Annotated in this window: 1 protein-coding gene; it reads right to left on the reverse strand. The window is 43.1% G+C overall.

Annotated elements, in window-relative coordinates:
- A partial coding sequence (locus A3729_RS28325; protein ID WP_156498200.1) for an outer membrane beta-barrel protein occupies window positions 1–702 on the reverse strand: 702 nt, incomplete at its 3' end.
- Between the last annotated feature and the right edge of the window lie 26 nt (window positions 703–728).

Consider the following 728-nt stretch of genomic DNA (forward strand, 5'->3'; position numbering starts at 1 on the left):
ATCAGTGTCCTTGAGCAAACGACCGTATTCAAAGGATAAATACCACTGATCACTCAGCTTATAGTCTCCTCCGATAATCCAGCTTAAACTGAAGTTCGTTTTAAATAAATGTGACTCGGCCACGAATGGGCTGGGTTGAACCGCTGATTCCGCGTTAGAAATAGCACTTTCCGAGACGGTTCTAATAACTTCATGACGCGTTACATCTGCTCGGTAGTAAGATAGTCCAAGTAGTGCGTAAGCATTAAAATAATCTGTAATCTCTTGCTCGGCTCCCATATATGTCGCAATCCAATGATCTAGGTTGACATCCTTTGCTCCTTTAAGCGTGTCTTCTTTGATTCCCTTGCCGTAACGAAACTCTGCTTTGAAAGTGTCATCTAGGTAGCTACCATAAATAACGCTAAGGCCGTAGGTTTGTGCAGTAAGGCCGCTGAATGATAAAACCGGAGAGCCTTCAGTTCTATCTTCGTAAGATACGCTGTCAGAGAGGACGAGATTAAGGTTGAGCCTGTTGAATTCGTTCAAAGAAAGACCGACAGATAAGTAGTTTCTTTCGGACTTAGGGCCAGGGTTGCTAAAAAAACCGTTATCATCGTTGGCTTGAGTCAAAGTAGAAATAGATAGCAGAATTGAAACTAGGGCGAGTGCGAAGCGTTTGCAAACCATGTTGCTGGGCATCCTTAATTTTAGTTGATCCATTTGTAGATCCGGTTTTGCTACGGTTG

Source organism: Oleiphilus sp. HI0043, assembly GCF_001634935.1.